The 17376-nt window shown below is 63.7% G+C and carries 14 protein-coding genes; 9 read left to right on the forward strand and 5 right to left on the reverse strand.

Annotated features, from left to right (window positions below):
- Positions 1 to 7: 7 nt before the first annotated feature.
- The 5 genes from FJ977_RS07930 to uraH all read right to left on the reverse strand — a co-directional run bounded on the left by FJ977_RS07930 (position 8) and on the right by uraH (position 6305).
- Positions 8 to 844, reverse strand: coding sequence for a PhzF family phenazine biosynthesis protein (locus FJ977_RS07930; RefSeq protein WP_140770180.1), 837 nt, complete (start codon positions 842 to 844; stop codon positions 8 to 10).
- Between the two features lie 90 nt (positions 845 to 934).
- Positions 935 to 2026 carry a xanthine dehydrogenase accessory protein XdhC gene (gene xdhC, locus FJ977_RS07935; RefSeq protein ID WP_140770182.1) on the reverse strand — a complete coding sequence of 364 codons (1092 nt, stop codon included), beginning with the start codon at positions 2024 to 2026 and terminating at the stop codon, positions 935 to 937.
- Between the two features lie 62 nt (positions 2027 to 2088).
- Positions 2089 to 4446 (reverse strand): xanthine dehydrogenase molybdopterin binding subunit, encoded by a 2358-nt coding sequence (xdhB, locus tag FJ977_RS07940; RefSeq protein ID WP_140770184.1) that lies wholly within the window; start codon positions 4444 to 4446, stop codon positions 2089 to 2091.
- On the reverse strand, positions 4446 to 5927 hold the full coding sequence (gene xdhA, locus FJ977_RS07945) for a xanthine dehydrogenase small subunit (protein WP_140770186.1): 1482 nt from the start codon (positions 5925 to 5927) through the stop codon (positions 4446 to 4448). The genes xdhB and xdhA overlap by 1 nt, the downstream gene beginning before the upstream one ends.
- Positions 5928 to 5930: 3 nt before the next feature.
- Positions 5931 to 6305, reverse strand: a complete 375-nt coding sequence (uraH, locus tag FJ977_RS07950; protein WP_140770188.1) for a hydroxyisourate hydrolase — start codon at positions 6303 to 6305, stop codon at positions 5931 to 5933.
- 183 nt (positions 6306 to 6488) lie between these two features.
- Between uraH and puuE the strand changes: the two genes are divergently transcribed.
- The 9 genes from puuE (at position 6489) to FJ977_RS07995 (ending at position 17248) form a co-directional block, all read left to right on the forward strand.
- On the forward strand, positions 6489 to 7907 hold the full coding sequence (puuE, locus tag FJ977_RS07955) for an allantoinase PuuE (RefSeq protein ID WP_140770189.1): 1419 nt from the start codon (positions 6489 to 6491) through the stop codon (positions 7905 to 7907).
- A 10-nt stretch (positions 7908 to 7917) separates the two neighbouring features.
- A complete protein-coding gene (locus FJ977_RS07960) occupies positions 7918 to 8781 on the forward strand; it encodes a bifunctional allantoicase/(S)-ureidoglycine aminohydrolase (protein ID WP_140770191.1) in 864 nt (287 codons plus the stop codon).
- An 11-nt stretch (positions 8782 to 8792) separates the two neighbouring features.
- Positions 8793 to 9284, forward strand: a complete 492-nt coding sequence (locus FJ977_RS07965; RefSeq protein ID WP_140771350.1) for an ureidoglycolate lyase — start codon at positions 8793 to 8795, stop codon at positions 9282 to 9284.
- A 66-nt stretch (positions 9285 to 9350) separates the two neighbouring features.
- Positions 9351 to 9944, forward strand: a complete 594-nt coding sequence (locus FJ977_RS07970; RefSeq protein ID WP_140770193.1) for a nucleoside deaminase — start codon at positions 9351 to 9353, stop codon at positions 9942 to 9944.
- 96 nt (positions 9945 to 10040) lie between these two features.
- Positions 10041 to 12026, forward strand: coding sequence for a CocE/NonD family hydrolase (locus FJ977_RS07975; protein WP_140770195.1), 1986 nt, complete (start codon positions 10041 to 10043; stop codon positions 12024 to 12026).
- Between the two features lie 154 nt (positions 12027 to 12180).
- Positions 12181 to 13767, forward strand: coding sequence for an ABC transporter substrate-binding protein (locus FJ977_RS07980; protein ID WP_140770197.1), 1587 nt, complete (start codon positions 12181 to 12183; stop codon positions 13765 to 13767).
- Positions 13768 to 13783: 16 nt separating this feature from the next.
- A complete protein-coding gene (locus tag FJ977_RS07985) occupies positions 13784 to 14743 on the forward strand; it encodes an ABC transporter permease (RefSeq protein ID WP_027055608.1) in 960 nt (319 codons plus the stop codon).
- A gap of 10 nt (positions 14744 to 14753) precedes the next feature.
- Positions 14754 to 15578 (forward strand): ABC transporter permease, encoded by an 825-nt coding sequence (locus FJ977_RS07990; RefSeq protein WP_056569126.1) that lies wholly within the window; start codon positions 14754 to 14756, stop codon positions 15576 to 15578.
- On the forward strand, positions 15578 to 17248 hold the full coding sequence (locus FJ977_RS07995) for an ABC transporter ATP-binding protein (RefSeq protein ID WP_140770199.1): 1671 nt from the start codon (positions 15578 to 15580) through the stop codon (positions 17246 to 17248). The genes FJ977_RS07990 and FJ977_RS07995 overlap by 1 nt, the downstream gene beginning before the upstream one ends.
- Positions 17249 to 17376 lie beyond the last annotated feature (128 nt).

The raw sequence follows: 17376 nt of genomic DNA on the forward strand, positions 1-17376 counted from the left end.
GCGGTTTCTATGCTTCGTCCATCATCCGGGCGCTGCCCGAAACCCTGATCGAGCTGCCGATCTCGGGCGGGATATCGGCATGCAGCCGCGAGCGCATGCCCATATCCTCGCCTTGGATGACATCGATCGCGCCGCCATGCGGCCATCGGATGTCTCTGAGATAACCGGCAAAGGCGGCCGTCGAGGCGCCCGTCGCCGGGTCCTCATAGACACCGCCAGAGGCAAAGGGATTGCGCGTGTGGAACAGCCGCGGCGTTTCCGCATAGGCGAGCAGGATCGTCACCAGCCCTGCGGCCCGCATCAAGGCCTGACCGGTTTTCAGATCGTAGCGCATGGCCGCCAGTGCCTCGCGCGACTTGAGGGCCAGCACAAGGTGGTCCGCGCCGCCATGGATCAGTGCCGGCGGAATCGCCGGATCGAGATCGGTCGCGGCATAGCCGAACAGCGCTAGCGCCTCGGCGATCAGCTCCGGCGCCGCCGGCTTGCTGCGTGTCGACGGCGACTGCAACGCGGCGGCGATAGTCGCGCCATCGCGAAAACCCTCGACGGTGATGCTGGCCTGGTTGAGGATCAGCGGGAAAATCCCGTCGCCGAACCGCCGGACAAGGGCGGCCCCCAAGGCGATAGTGGCATGACCGCAGAAGGGAACTTCAGTTTCCGGCGAGAAATAGCGAACCCGCCAGCTTTCTCCATCCGGCGCGGCAAAGGCGGTTTCCGAGAACCCGACTTCCGCTGCCAGGCGCTGCATCTCGGCCGCATCGGGCAAGACGTCGCCTATCAGCACCCCGGCAGGATTGCCGCCGGTGTTGCCATCCGAGAAGGCCGCGATTTTCAGAACGTCCATCTATCCTCACCTCATGCAGCAACGCCGGGTGGATACCGCAAATGCATTTTTCCTGCGATTAAAACAGGCAGGCCAACAAGCAGCCCTTGGCTAACCGGCCATGATATTGTCCTGCTGGACCTGACGGTTGGCATTTGACGAAGCGCTGTGAACCACCAGCGCCGTCATGATCTCGGCAGCGGCAAGTGCTGCGATGACTGGCGGGCGCTTGTCCTTGACGGCGTCGCCGCCGATCGGCGAGACGAGGCTGGAGAATTCGGCTTCGCTGCCTTCAGCCGACTTCAGGAACCAGTTCTTGAACGTCGCTTTCTTGGTCTTCGAGCCGATCATGCCGACATAGCCAGCGTCGTTCCGTTTCAGCGCTTCGGCGACGATCAGGAAATCCAGTGCGTGGTCGTGGGTGAGGATCGCGAAAGCCGTGCCGGCAGGGGCGTTTCGCACCTCGGCCTCGGGCATCGGCGTCAGCCGCGTCTCAACGGTTTCCGGCATGCCCTCCAGCGCCTCGGCCCGTGTCTCGATGACGACACCGTGCACGGGAAGGAGCGCGATCGTCGACGCCAGCGCCTGGCCGACATGACCGCCGCCGAAGATGTAGACATGCGGCAGATGGGCTTCCTCGGCTTCAGCGTCGGCAATCAGCCTCTGTTCGATTGCCCTGTCGATCAGGCGGATCAGCACCTCGACACGGCCCCCGCAGCACTGGCCAATCTCCGGTCCGAGCGGAACGTCGAGGGTAGCGCAGATTTCGTCGACCTCGATACGGGTTCCCCTCCCCCTTGAGGGGAGGGTGGCGGCGAAGCCGCCGGGTGGGATCGTCGCGGCAGTGCTCGACGCCCCAGCGGTGCCTCCTGAGAGGCCCCCCTCTGGCCGCTTTGCGGTTTGCCCTTCGCTATGGCTCCGGGCGTTCGTCGCTGAAAAAGCCAAATCGTTGGCTTTTTCTCGGTCTTCGACCGATCGCTTCTCACCCCCCTCGAGGGGGGAGAAAAGCATCTGCCGGGCCTTGTCGATGGCCATATATTCGAGCTGGCCGCCGCCGATCGTGCCAAAAATCGCCGTTTGCGAGACGAGCATGAAGGCGCCCTTCTCGCGCGGCGTCGAGCCTTTGGTGCCCGCCACCTCGACCAGAGCAAGCCGGCCGGCACTGGCGAGGAAGGCTTTCAGGCTTTGCACGTTCGAGTTCATCGTCTGCATTCCCACCCGGGAAATATAGCGTTTTTCGGCCCGATTTGCACGTTAAGGCTCGATCAGGCCGGTTTTGCCGCTTTCAACCTCTCGATCGCCATCAGCACGCGTTCTGGCGTCGCGGGCGCATCAAGGCGTGGACAAATTCTATGATCGGCGACACTGGCCACCGCATCCGACAGGGCGTGCAGCACCGACATGCCGTGCGGCAGCGGCGGCTCGCCGACGGCCTTGGAGCGATGGATGGTCGGCTCATAGGCCTGCGACCAGTCGGTCAATGCCACGTTGAAGATCTTCGGGCGATCCGACGCCAGCGGGATCTTGTAGGTCGACGGCGCATGCGTGCGCAGCCGGCCCTTGTCGTCCCACCAAAGCTCTTCCGTCGTCAGCCAGCCCATGCCCTGGATGAAGCCACCTTCGACCTGGCCGATGTCGATCGCCCGGTTCAGCGAGCGGCCGCAGTCATGCAGGATGTCGGCGCGCTCGACGACATATTCGCCGGTCAGGGTATCGACCGACACTTCAGAGCAGGCCGCGCCATAGGCGTAATAATAGAAGGCGTGGCCCTGGCCCTTGCTGCGGTCCCAGTGGATCTTCGGCGTCTTGTAGAAGCCGGCGGCCGAAAGCTGGACGCGTGCAATATAGGCCTGCCTGACCAGGTCGTTGAAGGAGACCTCCTGGTTGCCGACGCGCACCCGGTTGGGCAGGAACACCACCTGGTCGACCGGGACCTGGTATCTCTCAGCGGCGAAATCGGTCAGCCGCTGGCGGATCTGGCGCGCGGCGTTCTGCGCCGCCATGCCATTGAGATCGGCGCCCGAGGACGCGGCCGTCGGCGCCGTGTTCGGCACCTTGGCGGTGGTGGTCGCGGTGATCTTCACGCGCTCGAGGTCAATCTGGAACTCCTCGGCGACAACCTGCGCCACCTTGAGGTGCAGGCCCTGCCCCATTTCGGTGCCGCCATGGTTCATGTGCACGGAACCATCGGCATAGACATGCACCAGCGCGCCGGCCTGGTTGGACTCGGTCTTGGTGAAGGAAATGCCGAACTTGACCGGCGTCAGCGCCAGGCCGCGCTTGATGAAGCGGCTGTTGGCGTTGAAGGCCTGGATCTCACGCCGACGCCGTGCGTAACCGACAATCTCCTCAAGCTCGGCGACGATGCGCTGGATGATGCAGTCCTCGACCTTCTGGTGATAGGGCGTGACGTTGCGGCCGCCGATCGCCTCCATCGGGTCGTAGAAATTCAGCTTGCGGATTTCGAGCGGATCCTTGCCGACGGCGAAGGCGACCTCGTCGATGACGCGCTCGGCGCCGATCATGCCTTGCGGGCCGCCGAAGCCGCGGAAAGCGGTGTTGGAAACGGTGTTGGTGTAGAGCGGCGCCGACTTGGCGTGGACATTCGGATAGAAATAGGCGTTGTCGCAATGGAACAACGCGCGGTCGCCGACCGGACCGGTCAGGTCGGCAGAGAAGCCGGCATTGAGCGCGAACATGAAGTCGACGCCGAGGATATTGCCCTCGTCGTCGAAGCCGACTTCATAGTCGATGGCGAAGTCGTGCCGCTTGCCGGTAGCAGTCATATCCTCGTCGCGATCGAGCCGGATCTTGACCGCACGGTTCAGCTTCTTGGCGGCAATGGCGGCGATCGCCGCGCACTGGTTGGCCTGCGTTTCCTTGCCCCCAAAGCCGCCACCCATGCGCCGAACCTCGACCGTCACCGCATGGCTCGGCACGCCGAGCACATGGGAGACAAGGTGCTGGGTCTCGCTCGGCCCCTGGGTTGAGCAATAGACGGTGACCTCGTCGTCTTCGCCGGGCACCGCCAACGAGACCTGGCCCTCGAGGTAGAAGTGGTCCTGTCCGCCAAGCTTCATGCGCCCTTTCACCCGACGGGGCGCGGCGGCGATGGCGGCGGCCGCGTCGCCGCGCCGCAAGGTGAGCGGCGTGGTGACCTGCCTGTCCTTGGCCGGATCCAGACCCCAGATGCCGAGGATGGCTGGAAGTTCGTCATATTCTATCTTGGCCAGTCGCGCGGCACGGCGCGCCGCTTCCCTTGTTTCGGCGATGACCGCGAAGATCGGCTGACCGAAAAACTGCACCTTGCCTTCGGCCAGGACGGGATCGTCATGCATGCCGCTCGGCGAGACATCGTTCTCGCCGGGCACGTCGGCATAAGTCAGCACGTCGACCACGCCGGGTGCCGTCCGCACCGCCGAAAGGTCGATGCTCTTCAGGGTGCCGTGCGCAACTTTCGACAGGCCCAGCCCAACATGCAGCGTACCCGCCGGTTCCGGCATGTCGTCGATATAGACGGCGGTGCCACTGACATGCTTGTGGGCGGAATCATGCCGCTGATCGGTGGCAACGCCGCCAGTGATCTTCTCGGCCTTGAGATTTGACGTGGCGTGCTTGTTCATCAGGCAGCCTCGTTGCGTGACACCTGGAATGGTGCCCTGGTGCCGGTGGTTTCGACAAAGAAGCGCAGCAACAGATTCCTGGCCGCAAGAGCCCGGTATTCGGCCGACGCCCGCATGTCGGTGAGCGGGGTGAAATCCCTGGCGTATTCGGCCATCGCCGCCTCGACCGTCTCTTCGGTCCAGGGCTTGCCGAGGAGCGCCTGTTCAACGAAAGACGCCCGTTTTGGCGTCGCCGCCATGCCGCCATAGGCGATGCGCACCTCCGCGACCGTGCCGTCCCTGGCCAGCGTCAGGAAAAAGGCGCCGAGGGCAGCCGTGATGTCCTCGTCGCGCCGCTTGGTGATCTTGTGGACCGCGAACTTCGTGTCCTTGGCCGGGACAGGGACATGTACCGCCTCAACGAACTCGCCCCGCTGCCGGTCCTGCTTGCCATAGGCAATGAAGAAGGTCTCCAACGGGATCGTGCGCCGCTTCTTGCCCTTGCGCAGCGTCAGGCGCGCGCCAAGCGCGATCAAGGGCGGCGGCGTATCGCCGATCGGCGAGCCGTTGGCGATGTTGCCGCCGATGGTGCCCATGTTGCGCACCTGTTCGCCGCCGATGCGATCGAACAGCGGCCCGAGCGCCGGGATGCGTTTGGCCAGGGTCGAGAAGGCTTCCGTGTAGGTGACGCCGGCGCCGATCGATATGACGCCCTTGTCCTCGGAGAGGGTGCGCAGCCCGTCGAGATTGCCGATGAAGATCACCGGTGAGATGTCGCGCATGTGCTTGGTCACCCACAGGCCGACATCGGTGGAGCCGGCAACGACCGTGGCGCCGGGTTCCTTGTCCAGCATGGCGGCGAAGTCATCGACATTGGCCGGCACGATGAGCCGCTTCTTGCCCGACTCGATCTCTATACGGGCGCCGTCATGCATGGCTTCCAGCCTCGCCGTGATCGCCTTGCGCTCTACCGCCAGCGGATCTTTTGCCGCCTTGCCGTAGCTGGAGATGGCGTGCGCCGCGCGCATGATCGCCTCATAGCCGGTGCAACGGCAAAGATTGCCTTGCAAGGCCTTTTCGATGGCCGCGTTCGATGGGTCCGGCGACTTCATCCACAGGCCATAGAGCGACATGACGAAGCCCGGCGTGCAGAAGCCGCATTGCGAGCCGTGGAAATCGACCATCGCCTGCTGGACGGGATGCAGCTTACCGGGCTCACCGCGCAGATGCTCGACCGTCACGACATGGGTGCCGTCGAGAGAGCCGAGGAAGCGGATGCAGGCATTGACGCTTTCATAAACCAGCCCGCCGGCGGAGAGCTTGCCGACAAGCACCGTGCAGGCACCGCAATCGCCCTCGGCGCAACCTTCCTTGGTGCCGCGCAGCGAGCGGTCGAGCCGCAACCAATCGAGCAGGGTCGCGTCAGGCGCAACCGACGACAGCACGACATCCCTGCCATTCAGGATGAAGCGGATTTCGTTTCGGAGTGTGACCTTGGCCATGCCTCAGCTCCCCCTGTAGGTCGAATAGCCGTAGGGCGAGATCAGCAAGGGTACATGATAGTGCACCGCCTCCGCCATGCCGAAGCGGATCGGCACGCTGTCGAGAAAAGCGGGCTTGGGCAGCCTTGTGCCCTGGCCGCGCAGATAGTCGCCGGCCGCGAACACCAGTTCGTATTCGCCGGTGCGGAACTCAGTGCCTACCAGCAGCGGCGCGTCGCAACGGCCATCGGCATTGGTTGCGACAGTCTTCAGATGTGTCCTGGCCGAACCGTCGAGACGATAGAGTGCGATCGACAGTCCGGCCGCCGGCTTGCCGGTCGCCGTGTCCAGCACATGGGTCGTCAGGCGCCCGCCATCGGCTTTCGACGTTTCAGCCATTGGCCGCCTCCCATCCAGGTACATCAGAACAACAGTGATGAATTGTGCGCCAATTAAAGGCGATGCATAAGTCCCGGTCGAGCGGAGCGCGACAAAAACACTTTCAAAAATTTTCGGGGGAATGCGAGAAGCACCCTTTCGATATCCTGATCATACCTCGGGCGATGCCCGGCGGGAGGGACGATGCGTTACGAAAGAGACATGCGTGGCTACGGAGCCAATCCGCCCGATCCGAAATGGCCTGGCGGCGCGCATGTCGCCGTACAATTCGTGGTCAATTACGAAGAGGGCGGCGAAAACTGCGTGCTCCACGGCGACAAGGCATCGGAAGCCTTCCTGTCGGAAATCGTCGGCGCGGCACCCTGGGTGGGTCAACGCCACTGGAACATGGAATCGATCTACGAATATGGCGCGCGGGCCGGCTTCTGGCGGCTGCTTCGCCTGTTCAGCGAGGAGCAAGTGCCTGTGACCTGCTACGGCGTCGCCACCGCGCTGGCACGCTCGCCCGACCAGGTGACGGCCATGCAGGACGCCGGCTGGGAGATCGCTTCGCACGGGCTGAGATGGATCGACTACCGCGACCACAGCGCCGCGGACGAGCGCGGCGACCTCGAAGCGGCGATCAAGCTGCATTACGAAGTGACAGGCCAGCGCCCGACCGGCTGGTATACGGGCCGCACCTCGGTCAACACGGTGCGTCTGGTCGCCGAGGAAGGCGGCTTCGACTATGTCTCCGACACCTATGATGACGAACTGCCTTACTGGTTCGAGCATGCAAGCGGCACGCAGCTCATCATCCCCTATACGCTCGATGCCAACGACATGCGCTTCGCCACGCCGCAGGGCTTCAATTCGGGCGACCAGTTCTTCGCCTACCTCAAGGACAGTTTCGACACGCTTTATGCCGAAGGCAAGGCAGGACGGCCGCGCATGATGAATATCGGCCTGCATTGCCGGCTCGTCGGGCGGCCGGGCCGGGTCGCGGCGCTGAAGCGCTTCGTCGACTACGTGAAGTCGCACGACAAGGTCTGGCTGGCGCGGCGCATCGACATCGCCCGCCACTGGCAAGAGAACCATCCCTACAAGCCGGCGGCGCTCAGGCCTTCGAAGATGGAATTCGAGACATTCGTCCACACGTTCGGCGGTGTGTTCGAGCATTCGCCGTGGATTGCCGAACGGGCCTACGAACTGGAACTGGGGCCGGCGCACGATACGGCAGGTGGCTTGCACAATGCGCTTTGCCGCGTTTTCCGTGCCGCCAGCGAAACCGAGCGGCTCGGTGTGCTCAACGCACACCCGGACCTTGCCGGCAAGCTGGCCAAGGCCAAGCGGCTGACGGCGGAATCGACCCGGGAACAGGCCTCGGCCGGCCTCGACGCGCTGACGGACAAGGAACGCGAACTGTTCTCCAAGCTCAATGCCGCCTACGTCACCACCTTCGGCTTCCCCTTCATCATCGCGGTGAAAGGCAAGACCAAGGAGGAAATCCTGGCGGAATTCGAGGCGCGCATCGGCAACAGCCGCGGCGTCGAATTCGAAACCGCCTGCAAACAGGTCGAGCGCATCGCGCTGCTCCGCCTCAAGGACATGCTACCGCAATAGGTTTGAAACCATGGATACAATCAGGATGCCCGACCGAACCTACTACGCGCCGCATGGCGGCCATTCCGGTCAATCCGAACTGCTGACAGGCCGCGCCGTCTTCACAGAGGCCTACGCCGTCATCCCCAGAGGCGTGATGCAGGACATCGTCACCAGCGCCCTGCCGTTCTGGGACAAGACCCGCGTCTGGATCCTGTCGCGCCCACTGTCCGGCTTCGCCGAGACGTTCTCGCAATACATCGTCGAGGTCGCGCCCGGCGGCGGCAGCGAGCGGCCGGAGCCCGATGCCGGCGCCGAGGGCGCCCTGTTCGTTGTCGAAGGCGAACTGACCGTTTTGCTCGGCGGCAAGAAGCATGTCTTGCGACCAGGCGGTTTCGCCTTCCTGCCGCCGTCCAGCGGCTGGACAGTTCGCAACGAAAGCACGGCTGCCGTCCGTTTCCACTGGATTCGCAAGGCCTACGAAGCGGTCGACGGTCTCGAAACGCCTGAAGCCTTCTTCACCAACGAGCAGGATATCGCGCCTTCGCCGATGCCTGGCACCGAAGGCCGCTGGGCCACGACACGGTTCGTCGATCCGGCCGATCTGCGCCACGACATGCACATGACCATCGTCACGCTCGAGCCCGGCGCCGTCATTCCGTTCGCCGAGACGCATGTGATGGAGCACGGGCTCTATGTGCTGGAAGGCAAGGGGGTCTATCGCCTCAACCAGGACTGGGTCGAGGTCGAGGCCGGCGACTATATGTGGCTGCGCGCCTTCTGCCCGCAGGCCTGCTATGCCGGCGGCCCCGGCAAATTCCGCTATCTGCTTTACAAGGACGTCAACCGGCACGCCAAGCTCGGCGGGGCTGGCATTGGCGGCCGCTCGCGGTGACCCGCCCCATCTTGGCTCATATCGTCGCGCGGCCGCTGACCCGTGAGGCCTTTGCCGAATTCGGTGATGTCATCGACATGGGCGGCGACAACCACTACCCGATCAATGGCGGCAGGGCCGAGCGCTACCATGACCTGGCGACCGCCGAGGCGGCGGGACCGAACGCCCGCGTGCTGATCTCCATGGTGCGCGGCGCGCCTTACGAACTGCCACTGAAGCTGACCATGGTCGAGCGTCACCCCTTCGGCAGCCAGGCTTTCATTCCGCTGTCGCCGCGCCCGTTCCTGGTCGTCGTCTGCCATGACGGCAAGGAGGGGCCGGGCGAACCGCATGCCTTCATCACCGCGCCGGGACAAGGCATCAATTATTCCCGTAACCTCTGGCACGGCGTGCTGACGCCGCTCGGCGAGGCTCAGGATTTCCTGATCGTCGACCGTGGCGGCGACGGCTCCAACCTCGAAGAGTTTCATTTCTCGCACGCCTACGAGATCCATCTCCCTTGATTTTTGTGCATGTCGCCACCCCAAGACCGGGGCACCTTTGGCCGGCATGCAGCAGGAGCCCCCGTCATGACCGACATTTCGCTGATCGACCGCCTGCTCGACGTCATCGAGCACGACATCGTGCCGAAGACGGCGGAAGGTGTCGCCCACGGCAACAAGCTGTTCGGCGCGGCGATCCTGCGCAAGGACGACCGTTCGCTGGTGCTGGCCGAAACCAACAACGAGATCGAAAACCCGCTCTGGCATGGCGAGGTGCATTGCCTGAAGCGGTTTTACGAAATGCCCAGGGCTGAGCGTGTCGACACCAAGGACGCGCTGTTCATCGCCACGCATGAACCCTGCTCGCTCTGCCTGTCTGCGATCACCTGGACCGGCTTCGATAATTTCTACTATCTCTTCAGCCACGAGGATTCGCGCGACAGTTTCGCCATCCCGCACGATCTGAAAATCCTGAAAGAGGTCTTCACCCTCGATCCCGGCGGCTACAATGCCGAGAACGCCTACTGGAAGAGTTTTTCGATCCGCAGGCTGGTGCGGGCGCTGCCTGAGGCCGAACGCCGGCGGCTGGAGACGCGCATCGGCACGATCTCGGCACGCTACGACGAACTGTCCGAAGCGTACCAAGCGAGCAAGGCCGAGAACGATATTCCGCTCAACTGAGCGTGTAGAGCAGGTAGCAGCACAGGTCGCATATTTCGCTGCTCCAGTCGCGAATTGCGATTGAAAGTTGCCGTGCCGCGGGGCGTTATGCGCACCATGAAAACCATTACCGAATTCCCCCGCAAAGTCGTCGAATTTCCTGACATGGGCATCGTCATGCCGGATGGCTGCCGGCTGTCGGCGCGGGTGTGGATGCCGGAAGATGCCGGCGACGATCCGGTGCCTGTCATCCTCGAGCATTTGCCCTACCGCAAGCGCGACGGCACCATCTTTCGCGACCAGCTGACGCATCCCTATTTTGCCGGCCACGGCTACGCTTCGATCCGCGTCGACATGCGTGGCAATGGCGATTCCGAAGGGCTGATGGACGACGAGTATTCCGAGCAGGAATTGCAGGACGCCTGCGACGTCATCGCCTGGGCGGCGGCCCAGCCCTGGTGCAACGGCAATGTCGGCATGATGGGCATCTCCTGGGGCGGCTTCAACTGCTTGCAGGTGGCGGCCAAGCAGCCGCCGGCGCTGAAGGCGGTGATCAGCCTGTGTTCGACCGTCGACCGCTATGCCGACGACATCCACTACAAGGGCGGTTGCCTGCTGATCGAGAATTTCGGCTGGGCCTCGACGATGTTGTCCTATTCGTCGCGGCCGCCGGATCCGCTGATCGCCGGCGACAACAGATGGCGGGACCTGTGGCTGACCCGGCTGGAGAACCAATCGTTCCTTGCACCGCTGTGGCTGAAGCACCAGCACCGCGACGCCTACTGGAAACGCGGTTCGATCTGCGAGGATTTTTCCGCCATTCATGCCGCCGTGCTGTCGATCGGCGGCTGGCATGACGGCTACCGCAACACGATCTCGCACCTCGTGACCAACATCGAGGCGCCGGTAAAGGGCATCGTCGGCCCGTGGATCCACAAATATCCGCACTATGCCGGCCCCCAGCCGGCCATCGGCTTTCTGCAGGAGGCCCTGCGCTGGTGGGACCATTGGCTGAAAGGCGCCGAGACCGGCGTCGAGGACGATCCCGCCTACCGCGCCTATGTGATGGACAGCGTGCGCCCGGCACGTTGGCACCCGGAGCGGCCAGGCCGCTGGGTGGCCGAGACACAATGGCCCTCGCCCACCATCAAGATCCAGACGATCGATCTGCTCCCCAAGGGGAGCCAACCTTCCATCGTCGCCTCGCCGCAGAATTGCGGCCTCGCCGGCGGCGAATATTTTCCGTTCACCTTCGGACCGGAATTGCCGGGCGACCAGCGCCCCGACGATGCGCTGTCGGTGTTTTTTGATCAGCCGCTGCTCACGGAGGTGATCGACATCGTCGGTGCGCCGGAAGTCGAGGTCACGTTCTCTTGCGACCGCCCACAGGCCAACATCGCGATCCGGCTGTGCGACGTGCATCCCGACGGCGCTTCGGAACTGATCTCCTACGGCGTGCTCAACCTGACGCACCGGGTGTCGCACGAATTTCCGCAGGCGCTGGTGCCGGGCGAAACCGTGTCGGCGCGCGTCGTGCTCGATCAATGCGCCTATCGCGTGCCGGCGGGCCACCGGCTGCGCATCGCGGTGTCGAACGCCTACTGGCCTGTCATCTGGCCCTCGCCGCAGCCGGCGCAACTCGCCTTGTCGGCCGCGACGCTGGCCCTGCCGCTGCGCCCGCTGGCGACCGGCGACGAAACGACGTTCGCCGAACCGGAAGGCGCTGCGCCCTGGGCCACGGAAACAGTCCGGCCAGCCAATTCCGAGCGCCATGTCGATCGCGACGAAAAGACGGGGATCGTCACGCTTTCCATATCTGATGATTTTGGCGAAGTGCGCGATCTCGACCATGGCCTGGTCAACGGCAGCGTCGTCCGCGAGACCTGGGCGATCCATCCCGACGATCCGCTGTCCGCCTCGGGAAAAACCCATTGGACCCAGACCCTGTCGCGGAATGAATGGTCGGTCCGTACCGAGACATGGGCAGAGATGCGGTCGGACGCGGAAAACTTCATCGTAAGCGCGAGAATCGAAGCCTATGAGGGTGAAAAAATCGTCTTCGAGCGCAATTTCGAGGAAAAGATTCCACGCGCGCTCGTTTGAGATCCCAAGGCGTTGGTCCAAATGCGACGTACGATTTACGCCACGGCATGTCGCATTCGGTCTTGCTTACGGCATTGGCTTACCCTCATTATTCAGGGAGAATTAAAAACAAAAATCGACCGTAGAGTCGAACCAACAGAGTGAGGAACTCAATATGTCAAACGAACTGGAATTCCTTAGCCGGCGTGTCGCAGCGGGCAAGCTGAGCCGTCGCGACTTTCTCGGCAGGGCGGCGGCACTCGGCATCGCCGCACCTTTCGCCAACTCGCTTCTTTCAAGTGCGGCGCGCGCGGCAGGCCCGGTCAAGGGCGGCACGCTGAAGGCCGGCCTGGTCGGCGGTGAATCCACCAACAGCCTCGATCCGGCACTGATGATGACGCAGGTGCCGTTCGCCTTCGGCAAGTGCTGGGGTGAAATGATCGTCGAGCTGTCCCCCGACGGCAAGCTCGAGAACCGCATCGCCGAAGACATCGGCTCTTCCAAGGACGCCAAGGTCTGGACGCTGAAGATCCGCGACGGCGTCGAGTTCCACAACGGCAAGACCGTGACCGCCGAGGACGTGGCCGCCACGCTCGAGCGCCATTCGGACGAGAAGTCGAAATCCGGCGCGCTCGGCTACATGAAGGGCATCGAGACCATCAAGGCCAGCGGCAAGGAAGTGGTGCTGACCCTGAAAGAGGCCAATGCCGACCTGCCCTACCTGCTCAGCGACTATCACCTGATCGTCCAGCCTAATGGCGGCAAGGACAAGCCCGATGCCGGCATCTCGGCCGGCCCGTACGTGGTCAAGACCAACGAGCCCGGCGTGCGCCATGGCGGCGAGCGTTTCGCCAACTACTGGCAGGGCGACAAGATGGGCCATGCCGACCAGATCGAAGTCATCGTCATCAATGACGCGACGGCGCGCACGGCGGCCCTGCAGGGCGGCCAGGTCAACATGATCAACCGCGTCGAGCCAAAGATTGTCGACCTGATCAAGCGCGTGCCGGGCGTGACCATCCGCAACCATGCGGGTCCGGGCCACTATGTCTTCATCATGCATTGCAACACGGCGCCGTTCGACAACAACGACCTCAGAATGGCGCTGAAGCTCGCTATCGATCGCGAGGAGATGCTGACCAAGGTGCTGCGCGGCTATGGCTCGCTCGGCAACGACTTCCCGATCAACGCCGCCTACCCGCTGTTCACCGAGATCGAGCAGCGCAAGTACGATCCGGACAAGGCCAAGTTCCACTACAAGAAGTCGGGCCATGACGGCACTGTGCTGCTGCGGACCTCGGACGTTGCCTTCCCCGGCGCGGTCGATGCCTCCCAGCTCTTCCAGCAGAGCGCGGCCAAGGCCGGCATCAAGATCGAGCTCAAGCGCGAACCCGGCGACGGCTACTGGAACGAAGTCTGGAACAAGCAGCCCTTCTGCGCTTCCTACTGGGGCGGGCGTTCGACGCAGGACCAGATGTACTCGACCGCCTATCTGTCGACCGCCGACTGGAACGACACGCGCTTCATGCGTCCGGACTTCGACAAGATGGTGCTGGCGGCGCGCGCCGAACTCGACGAGGCCAAGCGCAAGCAGATGTACCACGACATGGCTGTGCTGGTGCGCGACGAAGGCGGCCTGATCCTGCCGATGTTTAACCAGTTCATCGACGCCACCGGCGCCAAGGTCGATGGCTGGGTGGACGATCCGCACCAGGAACTGATGAACGGCTACGCCCTGGCGAAGTGCTGGCTGCAGGCCTGAGTCCGGCTTTGCAGAGATGTCTTCACCCATCCTGAAACTAATCGCCCAGCGCATTGCGCTGGGCATCCTCCTTCTGTTGGCCATATCGGTCCTGATCTTCGCCGGCACACAGATCCTGCCCGGCGACGTCGCGCAAGCCATTCTCGGACAATCGGCGACACCGGAGTCGCTCGCCAACCTACGCGAGCAGCTCGGGCTGAACGATCCGGCCTATGTCAGGTATTTCCATTGGCTCGGCGGTGTGCTGACCGGCGACCTCGGCACGGCCATGTCGAGCGGCCAGGATATCGCCACCTCGATCAAGGGCCGGCTGTGGAACACGCTGTTCCTCGCCTTCTGGGCGGCGATCGTGGCGGTGCCGCTGGCGATCATCCTCGGCCTGATCGCCGTGCGCTACCGCAATGGCTGGGTCGACAAGCTGATCTCCGGGCTGGCGCTCGCCTCCACCTCCTTCCCCGAATTCTTCATCGGCTATCTCCTGGTCTATTTCTTCGCCGTGAAATGGCAGATCTTCCCCGCCATCTCGACCGTCTATGACGGCATGCCGTTCGGCGAGCGGATGCAGGCCATCGCGCTTCCGGCGACGGCGCTCACCCTTGTGGTGCTCGCCCACATGATGCGCATGACCCGCGCGGCGATCCTCAACGTCATGCAGTCGGCCTATGTCGAGACGGCGGAGCTCAAGGGCCTTTCGGCCTTCGCGGTCATCCGCAAGCACGCCTTCCCGAACGCGATCGCGCCGATCATCAACGTCGTCATGCTCAATCTCGCCTATCTCATCGTCGGCGTGGTCGTGGTCGAGGTGATCTTCGTCTATCCCGGCATGGGGCAGTATCTGGTCGACCACGTCACCAAGCGCGACGTGCCGGTGGTGCAGGCGGTCGGCCTGATCTTCGCCGCCGTCTATATCAGCCTCAACATCATCGCGGACATAGCGGCGATCGTCGCCAATCCGCGTCTCAGACATCCAAAGTGAGGGGGCGGGCATGCTCGATATAAAACGCATCCCCATCCCCGCCCTGATCGGCCTGGTGCTGACCGCCCTGTTCGTGCTGGCGGCGGTCTTCGCACCGTTGATCGCCCCGCACGGCAATGCCGAGATCGTCGGCGACGTCTGGGAGCCGATGTCGGCAACGCATTGGCTGGGTACCGACAATCTCGGCCGCGATCTCTTGTCGCGCATGATCTACGGCGCGCGCATCACCCTGTTCATCGCCGTGCTGGCCACCGCGCTGTCCTTCTCGCTCGGCGCCATACTCGGTTTCTCGGCGGCGGTGTTCGGCGGCTGGTTCGACACGATCCTGTCGCGTCTGGTCGACCTTTTGATGTCGATCCCGACGCTGATCATGGGCCTGGTCGTGCTCTCCGTGCTGCCGACGAACCTGGTGACGCTGATCCTGGTCATGGGCATCCTCGACTCGACACGCGTCTACCGCCTGTCGCGCGCTGTCGCCGTCGACATCAACGTCATGGACTATGTCGAGGCGGCAAAACTGCGCGGCGAAGGCAGTGCCTGGATCATCTTCCGCGAAATCCTGCCCAATGCGCTGTCGCCGCTGGTTTCGGAACTCGGGCTGCGCTTCATCTACGCGGTGCTGTTCCTGTCGACGCTGTCCTTCCTCGGCCTTGGCGTGCAGCCGCCGGACGCCGACTGGGGCGGCATGGTCAAGGAGAACAAGGACGGCATCGTCTTCGGCATTGCCGCCGCGCTCATCCCGGCGGGAGCGATCGCGGCGCTCGCCATTTCGGTCAACCTTGTCGCCGACTGGATCCTCAACCGCACGACAAGCCTGAAGGGAGGACGCGGGTGATGGCCGACAGCAAAGCGAAACCCGGACAACCCAAGCCAGGCGTGCTGCTCGATATCAGGAACCTGCGCATCGAGGCCACGGTGTACCCGCCCGGAGAGGCGCCAAAGAACATCGTGCTGGTGCACGATGTCTCGCTGACACTGGAAAAGGGCAAGGTGCTGGGCCTGATCGGCGAATCCGGCGCCGGCAAGTCGACCATCGGCCTGTCTTCCATGGGCTATGGCCGCGGCGGCGTGCGGATCACCGGCGGCGAGGTGATCCTCAATGGCCGCGACATCCTGAAGGGCGGCAAGGAAGGCTTCCGCAAGCTGCGCGGCCGCGAGGTCTGCTATGTCGCGCAATCAGCGGCCGCCGCCTTCAATCCGGCGCACCGGCTGATGGACCAGGTGGTGGAAGCCACGCTGCTGCACGGCACAGCGACACGCGCCGAGGCGGAAAAGCGCGCTGTGGCACTGTTCAAGAAGCTCAGCCTGCCAAACCCCGAAACCATCGGCGAACGCTTTCCGCACCAGGTCTCGGGCGGCCAGCTGCAGCGCGTGATGACGGCAATGGCGCTGTGCTCGGAACCGGACCTGATCGTCTTCGACGAGCCGACGACAGCGCTCGACGTGACGACGCAGATCGACGTTCTGGCGGCGATCAAGGACGCCATCCGCGACACCCATGTCGCGGCTTTGTACATCACCCACGACCTTGCCGTGGTCGCCCAGGTGTCGGACGAGATCATGGTGCTGCGCCATGGCCGGCTGGTCGAATGGGGCGGCACAAGGCAGATCATCAAGGAGCCGCGCCAGGAATACACCAACGCGCTGGTCTCGGTGCATGAGATAGAACATTCCGAACAGAAGCCCGGCGCGACACCGTTCCTCTCGGTGAAGAACGTCACCGCGGCCTATGGCGGCGGCCAGGTCAAGGTGCTGAAGAACGTCTCGGTCGATATCTACCCCGGCCAGACACTGGCCGTGGTCGGCGAATCCGGCTCCGGCAAGTCGACGCTGGCGCGCGCCATCACCGGACTTCTGCCGCCCGAGCAGGGCAACGTCACCTTCGACGGACGGCCCCTGGCCAACCGGCTTGCCGACCGGCCGAAGGAGGATCTGCGCCAGTTGCAGATGATCTACCAGATGGCCGACGTGGCGATGAACCCGCGCCAGACCGTCGGCACCATCATCGGCCGCCCGCTCGAATTCTATTTCGGCATGCGCGGCCGCGAACGCGACAAGCGCGTTGCCGAACTGCTCGACGAGATCGAGATGGGCAAGGGTTTCCTCGACCGCTATCCGGCCGAGCTTTCGGGCGGCCAGAAGCAGCGCGTCTGCATCGCGCGCTCGCTTGCCGCCAAGCCGAAGCTGATCATCTGCGACGAGGTCACTTCGGCGCTCGACCCGCTGGTGGCCAACGGCATCCTCAAGCTGCTGCTGAACCTGCAGGAGCACGAAAAGGTCGCCTATCTCTTCATCACCCACGACCTGGCGACGGTGAAGTCGATCGCCGATTCGATCGCGGTGATGTATCGCGGCGAAGTGGTGCGCTACGGCTCGAAGAGCAAGGTTCTCACGCCGCCCTTCGATGCCTATACGGACCTTCTCTTGTCGTCGGTTCCGGAAATGGAGATCGGCTGGCTGGAAAAGGCCATCAAGGGGCGGCGCATGGCCAGCGCGGGGAACTGAGCAATTCGGGAAGGCGAGCGGGTTTCCGGTCGGAATTGCGCTGAAGCAAAGGGATGGACTGAAGCGGCTGGCCGGGGAGCGACCATCGTCATCAGCATGCAACACTAGGGCGCCACAGGTCCTTCCGG

The organism is Mesorhizobium sp. B2-1-3A, assembly GCF_006442655.1.
GTDB lineage: Bacteria > Pseudomonadota > Alphaproteobacteria > Rhizobiales > Rhizobiaceae > Mesorhizobium.